At 39.0% G+C, this 17,728-nt stretch carries 20 protein-coding genes and 1 other annotated feature; of the genes, 17 read left to right on the top strand and 3 right to left on the bottom strand.

The genetic code is table 11. From position 1 onward, the window contains the following. Nucleotides 1–195: 195 nt before the first annotated feature. Genes IGI42_RS04160 through IGI42_RS04150 form a run of 3 tightly spaced genes read left to right on the top strand, consistent with a single transcriptional unit; the run spans nt 196 to nt 1,214 of the window. The gene (locus IGI42_RS04160) at nt 196–465 is read left to right on the top strand and encodes an IreB family regulatory phosphoprotein (protein WP_438714452.1); all 270 of its coding nucleotides are present in this window, start codon (nt 196–198) and stop codon (nt 463–465) included. Next, complete coding sequence (gene ruvX, locus IGI42_RS04155) at nt 462–890, top strand: Holliday junction resolvase RuvX (protein WP_438714450.1); 429 nt, start codon at nt 462–464, stop codon at nt 888–890. The genes IGI42_RS04160 and ruvX overlap by 4 nt, the downstream gene beginning before the upstream one ends. Before the next feature lie 15 nt (nt 891–905). Continuing rightward, nucleotides 906–1,214 (top strand): DUF1292 domain-containing protein, encoded by a 309-nt coding sequence (locus IGI42_RS04150; protein ID WP_438714449.1) that lies wholly within the window; start codon nt 906–908, stop codon nt 1,212–1,214. Nucleotides 1,215–1,286: 72 nt separating this feature from the next. Here the strand turns inward: IGI42_RS04150 and IGI42_RS04145 are convergent, their stop codons facing one another. Both IGI42_RS04145 and IGI42_RS04140 read right to left on the bottom strand, forming a co-directional pair. After that, entirely contained in the window at nt 1,287–1,778 is a 492-nt protein-coding gene (locus IGI42_RS04145; protein WP_438714447.1) for a flavodoxin family protein, read from the bottom strand. Nucleotides 1,779–1,878: 100 nt separating this feature from the next. Beyond that, nucleotides 1,879–2,292: a MarR family winged helix-turn-helix transcriptional regulator gene (locus IGI42_RS04140; protein ID WP_438714446.1), complete on the bottom strand. Its 414-nt coding sequence runs from the start codon at nt 2,290–2,292 to the stop codon at nt 1,879–1,881. A gap of 181 nt (nt 2,293–2,473) precedes the next feature. Here IGI42_RS04140 and IGI42_RS04135 point away from each other — a divergent pair, with 181 nt between their 5' ends. From IGI42_RS04135 to IGI42_RS04085, 11 genes are all read left to right on the top strand, one after another. Further along, complete coding sequence (locus IGI42_RS04135) at nt 2,474–3,577, top strand: lactate oxidase (protein WP_438714445.1); 1,104 nt, start codon at nt 2,474–2,476, stop codon at nt 3,575–3,577. A gap of 728 nt (nt 3,578–4,305) precedes the next feature. Then, complete coding sequence (gene zapA, locus IGI42_RS04130; RefSeq protein ID WP_438714443.1) at nt 4,306–4,740, top strand: cell division protein ZapA; 435 nt, start codon at nt 4,306–4,308, stop codon at nt 4,738–4,740. Between the two features lie 8 nt (nt 4,741–4,748). Then, nucleotides 4,749–5,303 (top strand): CvpA family protein, encoded by a 555-nt coding sequence (locus IGI42_RS04125; RefSeq protein WP_438714442.1) that lies wholly within the window; start codon nt 4,749–4,751, stop codon nt 5,301–5,303. A 50-nt stretch (nt 5,304–5,353) separates the two neighbouring features. Further along, on the top strand, nt 5,354–7,714 hold the full coding sequence (locus IGI42_RS04120; protein ID WP_438714441.1) for an endonuclease MutS2: 2,361 nt from the start codon (nt 5,354–5,356) through the stop codon (nt 7,712–7,714). 80 nt (nt 7,715–7,794) lie between these two features. Beyond that, nucleotides 7,795–8,109, top strand: a complete 315-nt coding sequence (gene trxA / locus IGI42_RS04115) for a thioredoxin (protein WP_438714440.1) — start codon at nt 7,795–7,797, stop codon at nt 8,107–8,109. Nucleotides 8,110–8,175: 66 nt separating this feature from the next. Continuing rightward, nucleotides 8,176–9,960, top strand: a complete 1,785-nt coding sequence (uvrC, locus tag IGI42_RS04110; RefSeq protein WP_438714439.1) for an excinuclease ABC subunit UvrC — start codon at nt 8,176–8,178, stop codon at nt 9,958–9,960. 78 nt (nt 9,961–10,038) lie between these two features. Beyond that, nucleotides 10,039–10,245 (top strand): helix-turn-helix transcriptional regulator, encoded by a 207-nt coding sequence (locus tag IGI42_RS04105; RefSeq protein ID WP_438714438.1) that lies wholly within the window; start codon nt 10,039–10,041, stop codon nt 10,243–10,245. Next, a complete protein-coding gene (locus IGI42_RS04100; RefSeq protein ID WP_438714437.1) occupies nt 10,242–10,706 on the top strand; it encodes a hypothetical protein in 465 nt (154 codons plus the stop codon). Before IGI42_RS04105 ends, IGI42_RS04100 begins: the two co-directional genes overlap by 4 nt. Nucleotides 10,707–10,725: 19 nt before the next feature. Further along, entirely contained in the window at nt 10,726–11,625 is a 900-nt protein-coding gene (locus tag IGI42_RS04095; RefSeq protein ID WP_438714435.1) for an ABC transporter ATP-binding protein, read from the top strand. Further along, nucleotides 11,618–12,877 carry an ABC transporter permease gene (locus tag IGI42_RS04090; RefSeq protein ID WP_438714433.1) on the top strand — a complete coding sequence of 420 codons (1,260 nt, stop codon included), beginning with the start codon at nt 11,618–11,620 and terminating at the stop codon, nt 12,875–12,877. The genes IGI42_RS04095 and IGI42_RS04090 overlap by 8 nt, the downstream gene beginning before the upstream one ends. A 55-nt stretch (nt 12,878–12,932) precedes the next feature. Beyond that, the gene (locus IGI42_RS04085; RefSeq protein WP_438714432.1) at nt 12,933–13,754 is read left to right on the top strand and encodes an aldo/keto reductase; all 822 of its coding nucleotides are present in this window, start codon (nt 12,933–12,935) and stop codon (nt 13,752–13,754) included. 132 nt (nt 13,755–13,886) lie between these two features. On the opposite strand, the gene IGI42_RS04080 is transcribed toward IGI42_RS04085, so the two are convergent. After that, entirely contained in the window at nt 13,887–14,612 is a 726-nt protein-coding gene (locus tag IGI42_RS04080; RefSeq protein WP_438714431.1) for a gamma-glutamyl-gamma-aminobutyrate hydrolase family protein, read from the bottom strand. Between the two features lie 246 nt (nt 14,613–14,858). After that, nucleotides 14,859–14,905: a sequence feature (sodium ion sensor (DUF1646 type); this cis-regulatory element may regulate processes involved in with the transportation of sodium ions), on the top strand. A gap of 50 nt (nt 14,906–14,955) precedes the next feature. On the opposite strand from IGI42_RS04080, the gene IGI42_RS04075 reads away from it, so the two are divergent. The 3 genes from IGI42_RS04075 to IGI42_RS04065 are packed head-to-tail and all read left to right on the top strand — an operon-like array spanning nt 14,956 to nt 17,727. Next, nucleotides 14,956–15,279, top strand: a complete 324-nt coding sequence (locus IGI42_RS04075) for a hypothetical protein (RefSeq protein ID WP_438714430.1) — start codon at nt 14,956–14,958, stop codon at nt 15,277–15,279. Then, entirely contained in the window at nt 15,266–17,236 is a 1,971-nt protein-coding gene (locus IGI42_RS04070) for a V-type ATP synthase subunit I (RefSeq protein WP_438714428.1), read from the top strand. The genes IGI42_RS04075 and IGI42_RS04070 overlap by 14 nt, the downstream gene beginning before the upstream one ends. A gap of 17 nt (nt 17,237–17,253) precedes the next feature. Next, nucleotides 17,254–17,727, top strand: a complete 474-nt coding sequence (locus IGI42_RS04065) for a V-type ATP synthase subunit K (RefSeq protein WP_207675461.1) — start codon at nt 17,254–17,256, stop codon at nt 17,725–17,727. The last annotated feature ends 1 nt before the right edge of the window (nt 17,728 follow it).

Here is a 17,728-nt window from a genome sequence, read left to right as displayed (position 1 = left end):
GAATATTGGGAAAATTTAATCTCTGTCCATCTTTTTTGGATTTTTGTGGGATATTGGTAGTACAAGGCGTCTTATTTTAACAGAATCATGAGGAAAACACTGAAATAGGCGGATAAATGAATTCAATATTTGTAACTTGGCTTATCTTTTAGTAGAATGGTAAGTGTGGAAACTTTGAGAAAGAGGTGTCGCTTTATGGGATATACAGATGAAACTGTCCGTTTTGATTTTGATGATAACCGTAAGAAAGAAATCAGTGAAACGTTAACAATTGTCTACAATGCGTTAGCAGAAAAAGGATACAATCCAATCAATCAAATTGTTGGATACCTATTATCAGGAGATCCAGCGTATATTCCACGTTACCAAGATGCGCGGAACTTGATTCGTCGTCATGAACGTGATGAAGTGATGGAAGTACTGGTAAAATACTACCTATCTAACCATGGTATTGAACTTCCATGAGAGTAATGGGTTTAGATGTAGGTTCCAAAACAGTTGGTGTCGCTGTGAGCGATCCTTTCGGTTGGACCGCACAAGGTATTGAAATCATCCGAATCAACGAAGATAAAAACGAATTTGGATTTGAACGATTAAAAGAATTGGTCAAGCAGTATAATGTGGACCGATTTGTAGTGGGGTTACCCAAAAATATGAATAATTCAATTGGACCAAGAGCTGAAGCGTCAATGGAATATGGTGAAAAGATTAAACAAATTTTTGGACTACCAGTTGAATATCAGGATGAACGATTAAGCACTGTTCAAGCTGAACGGATGTTGATCGAACAAGGTGATGTCTCGCGTTCTAAGCGCAAGAAGGTTATTGACAAAGTTGCTGCGGTAATGATTTTACAAAACTATCTTGACCGAACCAGCAATAATTTTTAGAAAAGAGGAAAGTAAATGGCTGATGAACACAATCACGATCACGAACATGATCACGAACATGAAATGATTACTTTAGTAGATGATGAAGGAAATGAAACTTTATATGAAATTCTACTAACCATTGATGGTCAAGAGGAGTTTAACCGCAATTATGTATTACTTTATCCTGCAGGTGCTCCTGAAGATGAAGATGTTGAATTGCAGGCTTATGCTTACGTGGAAAATGAAGATGGCAGTGAAGGTGAATTATTACAAATTGAAACTGATGCTGAATGGGATATGATTGAGGAAGTTTTCAATACATTCATGACCGAAGAAGAATAATTTAAATGTGAGCTGAACCCTTGGTATAAGGGTTCAGCGTTTTTTTGTTGAATACGCTCTGCCGATTCAAATTTAAAATAATTCTAGTGCTTTATTTGCAAAACGTTCTCCAAAAATCGTAAACATTTTTTTAGCTTCTTCATAGTGAGTTCCTTCTGCATCTAAAGCCACAGGTCCATGATGAATAAACGGTTTACCTAAGGCAGCGCCACCAGAATACACTAACATACCTTTGGTCAGCAAAACCCCTACTATTGACATAATGGCACTGTCGCTACCACCTTGCGCATAATGAGCAGTTGCAAAGCAGCCTCCTAGCTTGCCGCCCAGTTTAACTGATTTATTAGAAGTCAACCATTCAACAACACGCCAATGAGAAGTCGCAACATAAGTAGGTGTACCAAAAATAATGCCAACACAATCGTTGAGATAGTTATCGTCTAGTTGGTCATCCAAGGAAAACAAACGTACTTCGATATCTTTTGATTTGATTCCTTCAGCAATTTGTTCAGCCATTTCCTGGGTATGGCCTCCGTGTGTATAATAAATAATTCCAATCTTCATCTATTTTCCACCTTTTTTAGAATATTTCGATAATTATGTCGAGTACAAAATAATGCATATTTATGTGACTTAATGTAAGAAGCCTATCAGTTAGTGCACCTTAATTTAGTTCGTTTCGGACTTTATCTAATAGTCCAAGCAAAGTGTCTCTCTCTACTAGTGATAAACTTCCTTGAATCTTTTGCTCTATACGATCATGGGATTTCTTGATTTCTTTCAAGGTCTCTTCCCCTTCAGCGGTTAGGAAGATACGTTTTTGACGAATGTCAGTAATTGAAGACTTCCGGTAAATTAATCCTTTATTTTCTAGTGCTACTAGCTGATTTTGTAGAACTTTTCCAAAATAACTTGTTAAATGTTTTTGAATAGTCCCAGGATGGAGCTCAAGATATTCTAAAATTTCGATATGAATGAGTTCCAAATGAGCTTTTTCTAAAAAATCCCGAATGATTAACTCCTGTTTTTTGTTTATAAAAGATATTTTTCGAGAAATATAATTACTATTAGATTTCATTTTTTCACCCCTATTTTGATTAGTGTAAACGACAATCAAAAAAATAACAACTCTCTTTTTATAACTTAATTTAGAAAGAAGGTTTTTTGTTGCTGAGGATTAGTAAGCAATATTTTTGTCCAGATTTAGATAGAAGAGTAGGATACAATTGTAAACGTTTTTAAAAGGAGGATGGAATAAAATGGTAAACAACTATCAAACGAGTAACGCTGAAGGTACGATAGATTTTATCAATATGTATGATTTGGAAGAAATGGCAAAAGAAGTAATTCCCAAAGGAGGATATGGTTATATTAATAGTGGTGCGGGTGACATTTTTACCTATCGGGAAAACGAGCGTGCTTTTGAACACCAGCTGATTATTCCACATGTTTTGAAAGATGTGGAACTACCAACTACGGAACTAACTTTTATGGACGAAACATTGAAGGCACCAATCATCATGGCACCGATTGCAGCACACGGTTTAGCTAATACCAAAGGTGAAGAGGCATCTGCTAAAGGAGTAGCCGATTACGGGACAATCTTTTCAATTAGTTCGTATGCTTCCCGAACCATTGAGGAGATTCGTCAAGCAGCTGGACCTGAAGCCTGTCAATGGTTTCAATTATATATGAGTAAAGATGATGGGATTAATATCGATATTATTTCACAAGCTAAAGCTAGTGGCGCAAAGGCGATTATCTTGACAGCTGATGCAACGGTTGGTGGTAATCGAGAAACCGATAGACGTAATGGATTTACTTTTCCGCTGCCTATGCCGATCGTTCAAGCCTATCAATCTGGTGTTGGCCAAACGATGGATGCAGTCTATGGATCATCAAAACAAAAGCTTAGTCCGAGAGATGTAGAATTTATTGCTAAAAATTCATCATTGCCGGTGTTTGTAAAAGGAATTCAATCAGAAGAGGATGTAGAAAGAGCGTTAGATGCAGGGGCTAATGGTGTGTGGGTCTCAAATCATGGCGGCCGTCAATTAGACGGTGGACCAGCAACTTTTGATTCTTTACAGTATGTAGCTAAAGCTGTCAACAAACGGGTACCGATTATCTTTGACAGTGGCGTTCGTCGCGGCCAACATGTTTTCAAGGCTATTGCTTCTGGAGCTGATTTAGTTGCGATTGGCCGTCCTGTTATTTACGGTTTGGCTTTAGGTGGAGCAACAGGGGTCAAACAGGTCTTTGAGTTTTTCGAAAAAGAACTAGAAATGGTAATGCAATTAGCTGGAACCCAAACAATAGAAGATATCACACAAGTAAAACTACGAGAAAATCGTTACATTTAAATAGAGATCGGGGTACCTTGAAAGGTCCTTCGAATTTTTAATAAATTTTCTTATTGAAAAGTCGAATTTCGAATTAATGTACATTTAGGGAATAAGTGATATATTATGATTAATTAGTGCGTCTGAAATTTTAAAGAATCAAATAATGTCTAAGGAAAGAGTATTTTTGAATAATAAAATACTACGTATGTCTAAAGCGTGTTTTGCATGAAATGACAGAAGTTGTAATTTTTATGTTGAATTCAGTGATTTAAGAAGAGCAATTTTTTTATTTCGAGTAGTAGACGGATAGTTAGACGTATTAATTTAGATAATCTAATTCCTATGAATATGACTATTATCTGTTTTTTAAGTTCTTATTTAACGATGGAATTGAGTGCAAATTAGTTAATTTGATACTATGATTTTTCAAAAAAATTTTAGAAGAAAAGAGAGTTGTTTTTTTTATTGATATCTTCAGCTTAGAAAGCACATTATTCTATTTGTGATCTATGAAGTCATACTGTTTTTTTAAGATGAAGTTTTGTTATAATTACTGTTTTTTTTTGAGAGTTTAAAAAGTGTTTTTTAAGCTATTTTACTTCCGTTTTAGATTCAATTTGACTGAGTTAACTCTATCTTTTTTTAATTTGCTCGACTTTTCTTCAATGAAAGTTGTAAAAACTTCCTCTTTTAGCATATAATAAACTAGAGTTTTTCCGAAAACAGTGCAAGGAGGTAGAATCCCTATGACTCAAAATAGATATAAAGCAATCGTTGGTGGACAAACATATACGATTATTGGACAGGAATCCAAGCAACATATGGATATGGTTCTGGCGTTGGTAAATGAACAATTGAATGAAATAAAGGATTTGTCACCGGAGATTACAGCGGAAAAAGCGGCAATTCTATTAGCAATCAATGCGGTTTCCGATCAGGTTAAAAAGCAAGAAGAGCTTCTACAGTTGAAGAAGTATCAAGCTGATTTAAAACGGCGAGCTGCGCGATCAGTCGAGCTCGAAAATAAAATAAAAAAAATCGAAGCGATTGAAGCTGAGGCAAAATCAATTATGCAAAAAAATGGAAAAAATAATGCACAAATTCGCAATCATGTTGAAGCACAACAGGTCGTAAACGAAAATCGAAAGCGCGAAATTCAAAAACGCGCTGCTAATAAGTGAGGAAAACCATGCTAACGCTATTTATCTTAATTGTTTTAATTCTTTCTTTTTATACTGGTTACCGTAGGGGGACCGCATATCAATTATTTTTTACTGTAGGCTACGTTGTTTCATTTATTGTAGCTTTAATGTTTTATCAAGGAGTCGGCGAACGTTTGCAGCTGTTTGTCCCCTACCCATCTGTTACAAGTGAATCCAATATGGTATACTACTCGATTGAACAAGGTTTTAATTTGGATCAGGCCTTTTATGCAGGGTTTGCATTTATTATGATTTTGTTTATTGGTTGGATGGCTACTCATTTTCTGGCAATTTTTTGTAAAAATCTATTGTACCAAGTTTTGGTGCCTAGATATGATGGGATTGTTGCAGGAGTAGTATCATTTATATTGGCTTATTGTGCTATCTTTTTAATTTTAAAACTGGTTAGCTTTGTACCGATGGCATTGGTACAAAATGCTATCTCAGGAAGTGCTTTTGCTCGCTTTATTATTGATTATTCGCTATTTTTAAGTAGTGCTTTTGATAATCTGTGGGTGACAAGAATTATTGGACAAATTTAAAACCGAGACTTTAGAGTTTCGGTTTATTTCTTATGTAGAAGGTGAAAATAATGAATGGACGAATTCTAGAAACATTAGGATTTGATGATGTGAAAACGATGGTTGCTCAGTATTTGGCAACTGCACAGGGAAATGATGAATTAGCTCGTCTTACGCCTTCTAGTGATAAAGATACCATTCAGGCATGGTTAGAAGAATCCGAAGATGGTATGAAGGTATTGCGATTACGTGGAGGACTACCTGTTCCTAAGTTGATGAATATCAACCCACATATGAAGCGAATTGAGATTGGCGCTAATTTGAACGGTTTGGAGTTAGCTGAAGTAGCGCGAGTGCTATCTACGACTAGTGAAATGACACGTTTTATTGATGACTTGATGGATAGTGAATTAGAGTTTTCAAGATTGTACTTCTGGGTAGAACAATTAGTCACACTACCAGAATTAAGCGGACGATTACGACGATCAATAGAAGAAGATGGCAGGATCAAGGATGAGGCTTCAACGGAGCTTCGAACTATCCGTAGTCAAATTCGTCGTAGTGAACAAAATATTCGAGAACAATTAGATGGTTTAGTTCGTGGGAAAAACGCTAAGTATCTGAGTGATGCAATTATTACGATGCGCAATGACCGTTACGTTGTACCAGTAAAGCAAGAATATCGCGGTATATTCGGTGGTGTTGTTCATGACCAGAGTGCCTCTGGTCAAACTTTATTTATCGAACCGAAGCAAGTTGTAGAACTAAACAATCGACTACGTCAGCAACAAATTTCTGAACGTACTGAAATCGAACGAATCTTATCAGAGTTGTCTGCAGAATTAGTTCCCTACCGTCGAGAAATTTTACACAATGCTTATGTGTTGGGGCGTTTTGATCTGATGAATGCTAAGGCGCGCTTTGCTAAAGAGCTTAAGGCGGTAGTGCCTGAGCTAAGTGAGGAAAATCAGGTGCTTTTCAAGCAAGCAAGACATCCTTTGCTAAATCAAGAGACAGCTGTTCCAAATGATATTATGATCGGTGGAGATTACCAGGCAATCGTAATTACTGGACCCAATACTGGGGGTAAAACGATTACTCTAAAAACGTTAGGTATTCTACAATTGATGGGACAAGCAGGATTTCCGTTGCCAGTTGGTGAAGAAAGTCGGATGGGCATATTCGAAGAAGTATTTGCTGATATTGGCGATGAACAGTCGATTGAACAGAGCTTATCTACATTTTCTTCACATATGACAAATATTGTATCAATTCTAGATAGGATCAATGACCGTAGTTTAGTTTTATTTGACGAACTTGGGGCCGGAACCGATCCGCAAGAAGGGGCTGCTTTGGCGATTGCTATTTTAGATGCTGTGGGAGCAAAATCTTCTTACGTAATGGCGACTACCCATTATCCTGAGTTGAAAATTTATGGTTACAATCGTCCAAATACCATCAATGCCAGTATGGAATTTGACGTAGACACATTAAGTCCAACATATCGCTTATTAATTGGTGTGCCAGGACGCAGTAATGCGTTTGAGATATCACGTCGTCTTGGCTTAGATCCGATTATCATTGAAAGTGCTAAACAAATTATCGATGACGAAAGTCAAGATTTGAATGATATGATTGCTGATTTGGAAAACCAACGAAAAATGACCGAAACGGAATACCACGAGGTCCGCCATTATGTAGAAGAATCTGAAACCCTATATCGTGATTTGAAGAATGCCTACAGCTATTTCTTTGACGAGCGAGAAAAAGAAATGGAAAATGCTCGGAAAAAAGCGAACGAATTAGTGCAAGAAGCGCAGGAAAAAGCTGACAAGATTATCAAGGACATTCGCCAACTACAGCTAGACGGACAAGGCCACGTAAAAGAACACCAATTGATTGATGCTAGAACCCAGTTGGAAGACTTGAAACAAAACGAACAATTAAAGAAAAATAAGGTTCTTCAAAAGGCAAAAGCTAAAAAACAATTCAAATCAGGTGACGAAGTGATCGTTGAGACTTACGGTCAACGTGGCACGTTACTGAAAAAAATGGGAAATCATGACTGGCAAGTACAGATTGGCATTTTGAAAATGACTATTTCCGAAGAAGATATGACGCTGACAGCACCAATTGAGGAACCCCAGCAGCGAGTAATAACAGGTATTCAACGAGGAGCGGGTTCACAGGTGAAACCTGAATTAGATCTTCGTGGGAAACGTTATGAAGAAGCACTTGCAGAAGTTGACCAGTACATTGATGCAGCATTATTGGCGAATTATGCCCAAGTTCGTATTGTTCATGGTAAAGGAACAGGAGCATTGCGCAAAGGTATCACTGAATATTTGAAAAATCATCGCAATGTAAAAAACTTTGAATTTGCTGCGGCAAATGAAGGTGGCAACGGGGTAACAGTAGTAACCTTTAAGTAATGTTTACAACTGTAAGCAGAACAATAGCCTAGGACACCATGGCATGCTATAATACAATTACAAATCTTAGGAGGGATATCATGTCACAAGTAGTAACAGATACAACATTTAATGAAGAAACTGACGAAGGCTTAGTCCTTGTTGATTTTTGGGCAACTTGGTGTGGACCGTGTCGTATGCAAGCGCCAATCTTAGAACAATTAAGCGAAGAGTATGACGAAAGCGAATTGAAAATCGTGAAGATGGATGTTGATGAAAATCCTGAAACACCTGCATCATTTGGTATCATGAGCATTCCTACACTTGTTTTGAAAAAAGATGGACAAGTTGTCGATAAAGTGATTGGTGTTCATACAAAAGATCAATTGCAAGAGTTAATCAGCGCTCATATGTAAGCATTCGAGCTGGGCATTTTGTCCAGCTTTTTGTCTGTTTAAAAATTACGTGAAGGGAGCCTAGGAATGAACGAAAGAATTAAAAATAAGTTGGCTTTGCTTCCTGATCAGCCTGGATGTTACTTGATGAAGGATAAAAACGGCACGATTATCTACGTTGGGAAAGCCAAGATTTTAAAAAATCGGGTACGTTCTTATTTTACCGGCAGCCATGATACCAAAACCGAACGATTGGTTAGTGAGATCGAAGACTTTGAATATATTGTGACGGAATCCAATATTGAAGCGCTACTTTTGGAGATCAATCTAATTAAAAAGAATGATCCAAAATATAATATTATGTTGAAGGATGATAAGACATATCCTTTTATAAAAATTACTAACGAAGAGTTTCCGCGTTTGCTCATTACACGGAAGGTTCTGAAAGACAAAGCTTTGTACTTTGGTCCATATCCAGATGTTCGTGCAGCAAACGAAACCAAGCGATTATTAGATCGCTTGTTTCCACTAAGGAAATGTCGGGTTCTACCTAAAGAAGTTTGTCTTTATTACCATATGGGTCAATGCCTAGCACCTTGTGTCTTTGATATTCCAAGTGTGCGTTACAAAATAATGGTGAACGAAATCAAGCGTTTTTTAAATGGTGGTCATAAGGAAGTTCAAGAAGTATTAGAGAAAAAAATGACCACTGCTGCTGAGAATATGGAATTTGAAAAAGCCGCTGAGTACAGAGATCAAATCAAAGCAATCGAAACCGTAATGACCAAGCAGAAAATGACCAATGCTGATCTTGTAGATCGCGACGTATTTGGATATGCTACTGATAAAGGGTGGATGTGTGTTCAAGTTTTCTTTGTACGACAAGGTAAATTAATCGAGCGAGAGGTTTCCATGTTTCCATTTTATAATGAAGCTCAAGATGATTTCTTAACCTACATAGGCCAGTTCTATCAAGAAAATGAACATTTCGTGCCGAAAGAAGTGCTGATCCCAGACGATATTGACAAGTCCAGTGTTGAAGCAATGCTGGAGACCAAAGTGTTGCAGCCGCAACGAGGCGAGAAGAAAAAGTTAGTTAAGTTAGCTGGTAAAAATGCTCATGTTGCGCTAAATGAAAAATTTGATTTAATTGAGCGCAATGAAGCTAGAACAATTGGTGCAGTGGAGCGTCTAGGTAATGCAATGAACATTCCTGAACCAATTCGGATTGAAGCATTCGATAACTCGAATATTATGGGAACGGATCCGGTATCTGCGATGGTTGTATTTATTGATGGGAAGCCTGCTAAGAAGGAGTACCGCAAGTACAAGATTAAGACGGTTAAAGGTCCAGATGATTATGCATCGATGCGCGAAGTTATTTACCGACGTTATTCGCGGGTGTTGAAGGAAAATCTGCCATTCCCTGATCTGATTGTGATTGATGGTGGGAAAGGGCAAGTAGATGCAGCCAAGGATGTATTGGATAATCAGCTGGGGCTGGATATTCCAATTGCCGGCTTAGCAAAGGATGATAAGCATAAAACTAGTGAATTGTTGTTTGGTCCGGATTTAGCGAGAATTCCGCTGGAACGTAATTCCCAAGAATTTTTCCTGCTGCAGCGAATTCAAGACGAAGTCCATCGCTTTGCGATTACCTTCCATCGCCAGCTGCGCAGCAAAAACAGCTTTGCTTCCAAGCTGGACAGTATTGAAGGCTTAGGACCAAAACGCAAGAAATCACTCTTAAAAGAGTTTAAATCGCTGAAAAATATCCAAGCTGCTTCCGTTGAGGAGCTGCAAGGCATTGGATTACCGAAAAATGTCGCAGAAAATGTCTATAAACAATTGCATGAAGAAAAAAAAGTATAGCACGCTTTACACGCTAAGTAAAGCGTGCTATACTTTTTGTCAAGAAATGTAAAGGAGACTATACATGGAGGGGATCATTTGCAGAATCGAATACAGGAACTACGCAAAGCACAAAAAATGACCCAAAGTGAGTTGGCGGATCATTTGGAAGTCACACGCCAGACAATAATTTCCTTAGAAAATGGCCGCTACAATGCTTCGTTGATTTTAGCTCATAAAATTGCAAAATTTTTTGATTTAGCCATTGAGGACATCTTTATTTTTGATGAGGAGGATGAAGAATGAGCAAGCTGTCAAAAGCTGATCAGCACTATTTTAATCGTTTAAAACGAAAAAATCTTTGGTATGTCGCCGCAATTATTTTTGTCGTTCTTTGTACCTTGTTCCTTTACTTTGGAACGAACTGGCTGGAAATAAAAGTCAGCAATCATACGGTGGATTTCTTAACGGGCATGTTCAGTACGTTAACCATCTTGTTGATTGTCTACATTATCAGAAATCGACGAGTAATGAACCAGCCGCAGCTTTTACGAAAACAACGTATCACAGTGATGGATGAACGCAATCAAGAGATTATCAACCGAGCTTGTCGCTTGGCTGCTTATGGATTGAATATTTGTTTAATCCTTTTGAGTGTAGTAGGAAGCTTTGTACACCCTTTAATGACACAGCTGTCGGTGGGGTTGCTGTACGTCTTTGTGCTGATCTATGCAATCAGCTACTTCTATTATAAGAAGAAAAACTAGGAGAAAGAGAAGTGAAAACATGTTAGCGGTAAAGAATTTGACTAAAACCTTTGGTACGTTCAAAGCCTTAGACGATCTGTCCTTCACCATTGAGGATGGAAAAATCTTAGGCCTGATCGGTCAAAACGGGGCGGGGAAAACCACCACCTTTCGTTTAATTTTGGATTTTTTAACCAACGATACTGGAACAGTGTTGTGGAACGGTCATGCAATTAAGGAAAAAGATTATGACATCATCGGCTACCTGCCAGAAGAACGAGGGCTGTATCCTAAAGTGACAATTGAAGAACAGCTGCTGTTCTTTGCTTCTCTGCGAGGTAAATCTCGCAAAGAAATCGCTCCGAAAATTGACGAGTGGATGGAAAAATTCCAAGTCAAAGGCAAAAAAACAGATAAGGTAAAATCGCTGTCCAAAGGGAATCAGCAAAAGGTTCAGCTGATTGCTACTTTGATCCACGAGCCTAAACTTGTAATTTTGGATGAACCCTTCAGTGGACTGGACCCGGTCAATGCTGAGCTGTTGAAAAACGGCATTATAGAATTGAAGGAAAAAGGTTCCTGCGTCATCTTCTCCAGCCACAACATGGATAATGTGGAAAAAATCTGTGACCATCTAATCATGCTGCGAGATGGTAAAACCGTTCTAAATGGTCGTGTCAGCGATATTCGGGAATCCTTTGGCCGGACCAAGCTGTACTTGTCTTCACCTTTAACGAAAGAGCAGCTGGAAAGCTTTGAAGGAGTTACCACGGTTAAACAGCGGGAAGATGGCAGCTTCGATCTGACCTTGAATGATCCAGCCGCAGGGGAGCAAATCTTTGCGGCGGCAACTGCGGAAGGCTATATTCCAATGTTCAGCCAACAGCCGCCAACCTTAGAAGAAATATTCAAATGGAAAGCCGGTGAGCCAAATGAGTAAATTAGGAATTATTATCAAAGATGTCTATAAGAAAAACGTCAAATCAGCTGCCTTTGTGATTATGATTCTAGCACCCTTTTTTATTATGGGAATCTTCTATTTGGCCCAATATTTCTTTGGCGACATGTCCGATATCAGTAAAATCGGCGTAGTGGCTAATCAACCCACTGTTAGCCAGCAATTTGAACAAGTAGAAACCGATGATTATACCTTCACCCCTGTCACTAGTGAAGAAGAAGCACAAAAGCAAATGGAAGATGAGAAAATTGATGCTTACTTGCTGCTTGAGTCAGACGAAGGTAATGTGGCGGGAAAATTATACAGCACCTCCTCGCTAGGAACCAGTACGGAGCTGGGGATTCAGCAAATCCTCAATCAAATGCAATCAGGGGTGCGGGCGGCGAATCTCTCACTGACCACGGAACAAGTTCAGGAGGTCATGGCGCCTGCGACGTTTGAAGCTGTTAAGGTGAATTTTGAGAATGGAAAAATGGAAAGTGATCAAGGGGACGCCAGTGTCCAGATGATCCTAAGCTTTTTAACTACCATTATCATGTTTATCTTTATCATGACTTACTCCTCGATTATTTCCCAGGAGATCGCTTCAGAAAAAGGCACCCGTATCATGGAAGTGCTGTTATCTAGCATGAAGGCGAAGACCCATTATTATGGCAAATTGTTTGGAATCTTATTAGTAGCACTGACCCAACTAGCAATTTATGGAGTGGCTTTGATTGTCGCTTACCAGCAATTTAAGGATATGCCGCTGGTGAATTCCTTCTTGAACAATGTCTCGATCAAGAGTCTATTAGGTAAAAATATTTTGATCATCGTAGGCTTCATGCTGGTGGGGATTTTTATTTACGCAGTTTTATCGGCCTTGTGCGGTTCGTTGGTAAACAAAGCCGAAGACACAGCCAAGGCGATTCAACCGGTGATGTACTTATCGATGATTGGCTACATGCTGGGCTTGATCTTAGGAGCGGCCGATCCAACCAATGTGATTATCAAAGTGGCCTCCTATATTCCATTTGTTTCTTCCTATTGTATGCCGTTGCGTCTAGCGTCGAACACGGTTCATTTCTCCGGAGCCATGGTATCCTTAGCAGTATTGTTGGTGACGACGATTTTACTGACGCTGTTTTCAGCCCAATTGTACAAATCCAATGTGCTGGTTTACAGTGAAGGCGGTACTTTCAGTGCGCTGAAACAATCCTTATCAATTATGCGCAATGAAAAACGCAAAAAGTAAACAAAACAGTTGACCGATTCGCCAAAGAGTACCAAAATGAGGAAACATAGGAGGAATGAACATGGATAAAATAAAAACATTAACTAATGGTCTGGAAATGCCTCGTTTAGGTTTAGGGGTTTGGCGTGTAGAAAATAGCGTAGCGACTGACGCTGTAAAATGGGCGATCAAGGCTGATTATCGCTTAATCGATACAGCTACTATTTATAAAAATGAAGCGGGTGTCGGCAAAGGCATCAAAGAAGCTGGAGTTGATCGTAAAGACTTGTTTATTACCACGAAACTTTGGAATAGTGATCAAGGCTATGAATCTACCCATAAAGCTTTTAACGATAGTTTAGAGCGTTTAGGATTAGAATATGTGGATTTATATTTGATTCATTGGCCAGTTGAAGGGAAGTTTAGCGCCTCTTGGCGGGCAATGGAAGAAATTTATGAGAGCGGCCGTGCCAAAGCAATTGGTGTTTCCAACTTCCACCAGCATCATATTGAAGAACTAATGAAAACAGCTAAGATTAAACCAATGATTAACCAAATTGAATTGCACCCAACTTTAACTCAAGTTCCTCTTCGAGATTATTTAGCTGAAGAAGGTATTGCAGTTGAAGCTTGGTCCCCTTTAGGACAAGGAAAGATTTTAGAAAATGAGATGCTGATGGCAATTGGTAAAAACCATGGTAAATCAGCCGCGCAGGTCATTATTCGTTGGCATTTACAAAGCGATATCATTGTCATTCCGAAATCAGTTCATGAAGACCGAATTCAACAAAATTTCGATGTCTTTGATTTTGAGTTAACGGATAATGAGATGAAGCAAATTGATGAAATGAATATTAACGAGCGTTTAGGCGCCGATCCAGATAATTTTGATTTCTAGTCAAAAAAGAAGGCTGTCAGCAATTTTGCTGGCAGTCTTCTTTTGCAGCGTTGTAAAAAAATAGCTAATTTTTCACAATTATTTTATTGCAGCATGTTGATCGAGTAGCCAAACCTTTTTTCAATAAAGAGTCTATTCAAATTCTTGGACAAAAAAGTCGAACAAATCCTGTTCTTTTGGATCAGTCTCGTGGGTCAGCTCCGGATGCCATTGTACTCCTAAAATTCTGGTGTTGGCTTCACGGCTTTCAACAGCTTCAATAACTTGATCCTCAGACCAAGCGATCGGCACAAGGCTTTCGGCCAGTTGATTAACAGCTTGGTGGTGGTAGGAGTTCACTTGAGTTTTTTCTCCCAGTAGTGGAGCTAGACTGGAATCCCCCTTAACTGAAATAGTATGTAAAGCAAAAGCAGGAGGAGTTGGATACATGTCATGCTTCACTTGCCATTTTTCGTATTCAGAAAGATCTTGGTATAAAGTGCCACCTAAAGTTACATTCAATAATTGCATCCCTCGACAAACGGCAAAAATAGGTTTGCCTTGTTTAATCGCTTCTTTAATCAATGCTGTTTCAAAGCTATCTCGTTCAATGCTTGTGACTCCTAACTTGGGTCGCGGCTCTTGATCATAAAGACACGGACTAACATCTTGGCCACCCGGAAGTAAAAGTTTATCAATTTTTTCAATATAGTCAGCAGCTAATTCAGGGCTTCCGATAGGCAATAAAAGCGGTAAACCGCCTGCTTGATGAATCCCGTTAACAAATCCCTGTGGACTATACGTAAAGGGCTGATTAAAAAAATCTTGGTTACTTAAATAGTGTTGATTGGCTGCAATGCCAATAATAGGTTTGGTCATTTAGATACTCCTTTTTTAGTGATAGTTCATTCTTAACACAACTACAAAATGAAAGCAAGAAATCAATATTTTAAACTAATTACACAAAGTATAATCTATAGTGCGTTCAAAAGAAGCTTCGCAAAAAAATTAGTGATGGACTTATCATGACTACTAAATTGCATGTTAAAATATCTAACATATGGGAATTTTAGCTTTTTTTTGGAAAAAATTTCTGTTATACTTGAAATTGTATAATTTTTAAATGGTTGGGCGCAAGCTTCAAGGATTTGTTCTTCAAGGGGTGAGAAGAACTCCATGGATGATTGCGTCCATTTTTATTTCAATTGAAGGAGGAGCTTGGATGTTAGAGGCCTTGCAGCAAATTAAGGAAGCTGAAACTAGGAACGAACAATTGAAACAGCAGTTGCAAGAAAAACTGCAATCGGAAGAAAGTGAACAGCGACAAATAGTTCTAGAAAAGAAAAAGCAGCTTCAAGAGGAATCGGCTAAAATCATCGCCGAGCGTGAAGATTCTTTGCGTTTGAAACTAGAGCAAGAAGATCAAGCGTTAAAAAAAGATGCTGCTAAAACAAAAGATCAGATGCAGGCAAATTATGAACGCTTAAAGGAAACTGCTGTGCAGAAAATTATCGAGAGGGTGATTGCACAATATGGCAGTCAGTAAAATGAAGAAACTGACCTTGATTGCTGAGGGCAGTAAAAGCGAAGAAATCTTGCAGGCTGTTCAGGGATTTCAAGAGGTAGAAGTGCGAGATGTCTTTCAAACCACGGAAAACAATCAGTGGGTAAAAACTTTTTTCGGCGACTACCAGCCTGAAAGCCACCAAGAAAAGGTTCAAGCACTTAATTTTAAAATCGATGAGCTTGAGCAAGCCATTCGTTTTATCGATCATCACGGCAGCAGTAAGGACAAGGGATTTCATTTGCAACGGAAAAACCTGACCCTGCAGCAGTTGGAGGAAAAGTTTGATGAAGCTGAATTGGCTAGAGAACTAAGTGAAGTTCAATCCCTAGAGGACCGCTTCAATCGTAATTTAGAAAAAATCCGCGAATTATCGGATGAAGAAACTAAGCTTTCCCTTTGGCAGTATTTGGATGTTATTCCGGCAAACTTTGCATCTTCAAAGACCAATGTATTTTTAGGTGCAGTGGATGAGGTAATTTGGGATGAGTTTAAAACGGTCATCCAACAGAGGGACACGATCTATTTAGAAGAGCTGTATCGAGGACAAACGGAAATTTGTTTTAGTTTGGTTTACCTAAAAGCGGATCAAGCGTTCATTAATGAACAACTTAATCGCTACGGAGTGGTTCGTTACCAATATCCTTACCAAGAATTACCGAAACAACGGCTGCAGGCAATCTCAAAAGAGCTAAACAGTTTGTACGAGGATCAGAAGAAAATGGCAGTTCGAATTGGTCAAAAACGCATCAATATTGAACAGCTAGAGTGGGCCGAAGAAACACTATTGGCAAGAAAAAATCGTTCGATGGTGCAGGATTCCTACATTCGGACTCATCAGGTCTTCGTTCTGCAAGGTTGGATCGCAGAGGATGCAGGAGGGAAATTCCAGCAATTTATTACTGAATTAGTAGGAAAAGAAAATGTTTACCTTGAGCTGGAAGAACCGACGGAAAATGAGATTGCTACCGAGATTCCAACTAAATTAAAAAACAATAAACTGGTTCAGCCCTTTGAAATGCTGACGGAGATGTATAGCCTGCCTAGTTACCACGAGGTTGATCCGACACCTTGGTTTGTCCCATTTTACTTTGTCTTCTTCGGCATGATGGTAGCAGATGTCGGGTACGGCGCTTTGATGCTGATCGCCACCACCTTCGTTTTAAAGACGAAAGTTTTACCGCGGGGCATGACCCGTTTTATGCATTTTTTCCAAATTCTGTCGATTCCGACGATTATTTGGGGCTTGATTTATAATTCCTTTATTGGTTTTGCCATGCCTTATCAGCCGATCTTATCAACCAGTGATGATGTCATTACTATTTTGATTTTATCGATTGTCTTTGGGGTAATTCAGATCTTTGTTGGCTTAGGCTTGGCAGCTGCTGAAAATATCAAGGCAAAGGATTATTTAAGTGCTGTATCAGATGGCTTTGCTTGGCAAGGGATTTTTGTCGGCATCATCTTAGCCGCTGGCGGTCAAATGCTGTTAAACAATCAAGCCTTGGTGATTACAGGGGTAGCCGTTGCAGTATTGAGTGCTTTGGCAATTGTATTTATTCCGATGCTGCAGTCAGCTTCTAAGGTTAAAGGGTTAGCCAGAGGAGCTTACAACTTATACGGGATTACTGGTTATATCGGTGATTTAGTCAGTTATACTCGGCTGATGGCCTTAGGTATTTCCGGTGGCAGCATCGCCGCAGCCTTTAATATGCTGGTAGGCTTTATGCCGCCAATCGCTCGCTTTTCAGTGGGGATTCTATTAATGTTAGCCCTGCATGGCTTGAACATTTTCTTATCACTATTGTCTGCCTACGTGCATGGTGCACGTTTGCAATATGTCGAATTTTTCGGCAAGTTTTATCAAGGCGGCGGGCGTCCGTTTGCACCTTTGAAAACAGAAGAAAAATATGTAAACATTGAACAAAAAGAAAAATAATTGGAGGATTTTTAACAATGGTAGATTACTTAATCAACAACGGTGGCGGAATTCTTTTCGCAATTTTAGGAATGGCAACAGCAACAATCTTTTCAGGTATCGGATCTTCAAAAGGGGTAGGTATGACTGGGGAAGCAGCCGCTGCTTTAACTACTAGTCAACCAGAAAAATTTGGTCAAGCATTGATTCTGCAACTACTTCCAGGTACACAAGGATTATATGGTTTCGTTATTGCCTTCTTGATCTTTACTAACATGTCTTCAGGCGATTTAACAATGATCGACGGCTTAGGATACTTCGGTGCTTCACTACCGATCGCTTTCACGGGTTTATTCTCAGGGATTGCTCAAGGTAAAGTAGCGGCAGCCGGCATCCAAATCTTAGCGAAAAAACCAGAACACGCTACTAAAGGGATCATCTTTGCTGCGATGGTTGAAACTTATGCCATTCTAGGCTTCGTTATCTCATTCTTACTTGTAGGACAAGTATAAG

The organism is Enterococcus sp. AZ109 (genome assembly GCF_051714625.1).
Lineage (GTDB): Bacteria > Bacillota > Bacilli > Lactobacillales > Enterococcaceae > Enterococcus_A.
Note: the sequence above shows the minus strand (reverse complement) of the source record. Positions and strands in the feature narration are given on the sequence as shown.